This is a genomic window from Tardiphaga sp. (assembly GCF_025356345.1).
In the GTDB taxonomy this organism is placed as follows: domain Bacteria; phylum Pseudomonadota; class Alphaproteobacteria; order Rhizobiales; family Xanthobacteraceae; genus Tardiphaga.
In genome coordinates this window covers 1-4,414 of sequence record NZ_JANXTC010000380.1, presented here as the reverse complement: position 1 = coordinate 4,414, position 4,414 = coordinate 1, and the positions used below count along the sequence as shown (strand labels likewise).

The following is a 4,414-nucleotide window of genomic DNA, read 5'->3' as shown; positions in this document are numbered from 1 at the left end:
CTGCGTGACGATGTTGCGGATCTCGGCCTTTTCGGCGGTGACCACGCCCTTGATCTTCTTGGGATCGATCGATTTGAGCTTGTCGCCGATCAAATCGAGCACGAACAGCTTGGTGTCCTCGCCGCGCGAGCCGACGCCGCTGCGTGAAAAAATCGCCAGCGCCGAGGGTTTTGGATGATCCGGTCCCCAGTGCAGGCGATAAATGTAGGTGTGCTCGCCCTTGGCCGGCAGCGGGTTCTTCGGGTGCCAGAAGCTGCCGATATTGTCGTGGATTTCCTCCTTGGTCGGAATTTCGAGCAATTGTACCGAACCTTCACCCCAGTCGCCGATCGGCTCGACCCACAGGCTGGGGCGCCGCTCGAAACTGGATTCGAGATCCTGGTAGTCGAGAAAATTCTTCTGCCGCTGCATCAGCCCGAAGCCGCGCGGATTGAGATCGCCGAACGAGCTGATCTGCAAGTCGCGCGGATTGTTCAGCGGCCGCCACAATTGTTCGCCGCGGCCATTATAAATCGCCAGGCCGTCGGAATCGTGCACGGCGGGGCGGAAATCATCGACCTCCTTGCGGTCGTTGGGACCGAAGAAGAACATGCTGGTGATCGGCGCCAGGCCGGCATTCTTCAACTCCACCCGCGGATAGATCGCCATCTCCACATCGAAAATCGTGGTCTCGCCCGGGCGGATGGTGAAGCGATAGGCGGCCGCGGCGCTTTCACTGTCGAGCAGCGCATGGACCACGATCGAACTGGCATTGGATGCCGGCTTCTCGATCCAGAACGCCTTGAACTGCGGAAATTCCTCGCCGGCCGCATCGCCGGTGTTGATCGAAAGTCCGCGCGCCGACAGGCCATAGACCTGACCTTTAGCGACCGCCCGGAAATAGCTGGCGCCAAGGAATACACAGACCTCGTCATAATAATCGGGCTTGTTGATCGGCGCATGCAGCCGGAAGCCGCCGAAGCCGAGATCGGTGCCGGCCGGTGGCGGCGGCGTGGTGCCGAAGGAGAAATTCTCGGGTTGATATGGGACTTGGATGGCCTGCCCACTGGCGACTTGATAGATGTCGACGCGGTTGGTGTAGAACGAGCCGCGGTGAAAGAATTGCACCTCGAACGGCAGCTTCTCGCCATGCCAAAGCGCCTTCTCCGGATTGAATCGAAGCGCGCGGTACTGGTCGTAATCGAGGTTCTTCAGCGAATCCGGCAGCTTGTTGTCCGGCGCCTTGAACGCCTTGGAGGCGGCATCACGCGCCATCTGCCGCACGACAGAAGCGTCGAAAGGTGTCGGTCCAGCGGCGGCGGCGAGGCTGCGCGGCGACATCGCCAGCAGCGGCAGCACGGCCGTAGCGCCGAGAAGTTGACGTCGGTTCAAGGTATCTCCAGATGTCCAAAGAGCTGATACGCGACAACACATGACGAGCGCTCAGGTTCCCTGCCAGGAACAATGTTGGACTGGACAGGTCTGGATCGCTGTCCCGACTTTGTCGAAACCAGATTCAACTTGGCGCTGCTTGGCCTGCAACCCGTTCAATCCTTGGCCAGCGTCCGCCAATATTGCCAGGGCGGCGGATCGGGCAGGGCCGTCTTGAGAAAATCGAGGAATACGCGCACGCGATTACTGACAAGTCGCCGGCTTTGGTACACCGCGTAAATCGGATGTTCTTCGGGACATTGATGCTCCGGGAATAGTTCGATCAGCCGACCCTGCGCCAAATCATCGGCGATCTGCACTTCGATCAACCGGGCGATGCCGAGGCCGGCGCGAACGAACTCTATCAGGATGGAAGCCTGGTTGGATCGCACCCGACTCTTCACCGATAGCGGCTTGGAACCACCATCATCGCCACGCACGGTCCAGGTACTGGCGGCGATCGATGAATGGAAATTCAGGCAGCTGTGCTGGGCCAGTTCGTCCGGATGCGACGGCATGCCATGTTCCGCCAGATAGTCCGGCGACGCGCAGATGATCCAGCGCGTGCTCGTGAAGCGGGTCGCCACTAATGAGGAGTCATCGAGATGACCGACATGGATCGTCACGTCGGTGCCCTCGTCGAGCAGCGGTCCGGGATCGATTCGCAATTGCAACTCGACCTGCAGCTCTGGATGTTGGCGGCAGAATTCCGGTAGCTTCTTCGCCAGAACGGCCTGACCAAAGATCGGCATCGAGCGAATCTTCAGTGTCTCGCGGCCGAGTTTGCCGCTGAAAACCGTCGCGTCGGCGGCTTCAACCGCCTCGATGGCGGCGAGCGCCGCCTGATAGAACAACTCGCCCTCCGGGGTCATCACGATGTTGCGGTGCGCGCGTCGAAACAGCAGCGCGCCGAGCCGCTCTTCCATCCGCGCGATCAGCTTGCTGACGGCGGAAGGCGTTATCGCCAGGTTGCGCGCCGCAGCGGAAAAGCTGCCATCCTCCGCCGCCCGCACGAAAACCTGCATCTCTGTGTAGCGGTTCACGTTTTTCTCATGTGACAGGAATTCACAGCAGCTTTGACCGATAGGGTCTGGAAAGGCAATCGGCAAATCCGTAGCCTCCGGTTCAATAGCGCTCCGATCAATCGAGAGCCTGCGCAAGAACGAACCGGGAGATGCCCCTTGGTCACTATTTCGAGCACCGCTTCCGCGGTGAGTGAGTCACCGCGCCAGGTCTATGACGCGATCATCATCGGTGCCGGCTTTTCCGGGCTCTATCAGCTGCACAAATTGCGCGACGAACTTGGCCTTGACGTGGTCGTCCTCGAAAAGGGCGATGGCATTGGCGGGACCTGGTACTGGAATAGGTATCCCGGCGCCCGCTGCGACTCCGAGAGCTACTACTACTGCTACTCCTTCAACAAGGAGATCGAGCAGGCGTGGAGCTGGAGCGAGCGCTATCCCGAGCACCCGGAAATCCGGAAATACCTGAATTTCGTCGCCGACCGGCTCGAACTCAAGCGCGATATCCGGCTAGGCACGGAAGTCGTTTCGGCGTCGTTTGATGACACTACCAATATGTGGAGCGTGAACACCGCCAGCGGCCAGGTGCTGTCGGCGTCGTTTCTCATCACCGCCGTGGGCTGCCTGTCCAGCACCAACGTGCCGAAGCTGCCGGGCCTCGAGAATTTCAAGGGCCAGTGGTACCATACCGGCCTGTGGCCGCATCAAGGCGTTGACCTCGGCGGCAAGCGCGTCGGCCAGATCGGCACCGGATCGACCGGCATCCAGGCGGCCCCGGCGCTGGCGCAGCAGGCGAAGCATCTCACCGTGTTCCAGCGCACCGCGAATTACAGCATTCCCGCCCGCAACGGCCCGGTCTCCGCGGACGACATCAAGCATACGCGCGAAACCTATGATGATATCTGGCGCCAGGCGCGCGCCGGCACCAACGGACATCCGTTCTCGATGTCGACGCGGTCGGCGCTCTCGGTCCCGGACGAGGAGCGCGACGAGATCTATGAAAAAGCGTGGGAGCGCGGTGGGTTGCGTTTTCGCGCGTCGTTCTCAGACATCCTGCAGGACGTCAAGGCCAACGATACGGCGTCCGATTTCATCCGCCAGAAGATCAAGGAAGTGGTCGAGAATCCCGCGATCGCCGACATGCTGACCCCGCACGACCACGGCTTCGCCACCAAGCGGCCGCCGATCGACACCGGCTATTTCGAAACCTTCAACCGCGAAAACGTGCAGCTTGTCGACCTGAAGGCGGAGCCGATCGTCGAGGTGACGGCGAACGGCATCCGGACCACTCAACAAGAATACGAACTTGACATCATCGTTTTTGCGACCGGGTTCGACGCCCTCACCGGCGCGCTCGTCAATCTGAATATCGCCGGCAGCGGCGGCCACAAATTGAAGGATGCATGGTCGGCCGGACCGCGCACCTATCTCGGTCTTCAGACGCCGAGATTTCCGAACCTGTTCACCATTACCGGTCCCGGCAGTCCGTCGGTACTCTGCAACATGCCGATCGCCATCGAGCAGCATGTCGACTGGATCACCAACTGCATTCGTGAAATGCGGGCCAAAGGTTTGAAGCGGATCGAGGCCCAGTCTGAATCGACGGACAAATGGGTCGATGAGGTCAATGAAGCCGCCGACGCCACGCTGCTGCCGATGGCCAGTTCGTCGTGGTATCTCGGCGCCAATGTGCCGGGAAAGCCGCGCGTCTTCATGCCCTATGCCGGCGGCTTCGCGCGCTACACGTCGATCTGCGACGACGTGGCCCAGGACGACTACCGCGGTTTCTCGCGGAGCTGAACAAGGCCGGCCGGACAGGAGTGTCCGATCGTCGCAGCGAAGCTGGTAGCGGCTTTGAAAAGGCTGTTGGACAGAACGCGATGGATACTGCACGATCCGTGCAAGGGGCTGATCGATAACAGGCCTGCGGCGGAGGACGGGAAGTGACCGGAAAACCGGCGCACCCGAATACAAAACCAAAT

3 protein-coding genes are annotated in these 4,414 nt (G+C 60.7%); 1 reads left to right on the top strand and 2 read right to left on the bottom strand.

Annotated elements, in window-relative coordinates; translation table 11 throughout:
- Together Q0S16_RS23040 and Q0S16_RS23035 are read right to left on the bottom strand one after the other, a co-directional pair.
- The coding region (locus Q0S16_RS23040; RefSeq protein ID WP_295853671.1) for a glucan biosynthesis protein G at positions 1 to 1,371 on the bottom strand (1,371 nt) is incomplete at its 3' end.
- 155 nt (positions 1,372 to 1,526) lie between these two features.
- Positions 1,527 to 2,570: a LysR family transcriptional regulator gene (locus Q0S16_RS23035; protein WP_295853668.1), complete on the bottom strand. Its 1,044-nt coding sequence runs from the start codon at positions 2,568 to 2,570 to the stop codon at positions 1,527 to 1,529.
- 21 nt (positions 2,571 to 2,591) lie between these two features.
- On the opposite strand from Q0S16_RS23035, the gene Q0S16_RS23030 reads away from it, so the two are divergent.
- Complete coding sequence (locus tag Q0S16_RS23030; RefSeq protein WP_295853665.1) at positions 2,592 to 4,232, top strand: NAD(P)/FAD-dependent oxidoreductase; 1,641 nt, start codon at positions 2,592 to 2,594, stop codon at positions 4,230 to 4,232.
- Positions 4,233 to 4,414: the final 182 nt, after the last annotated feature.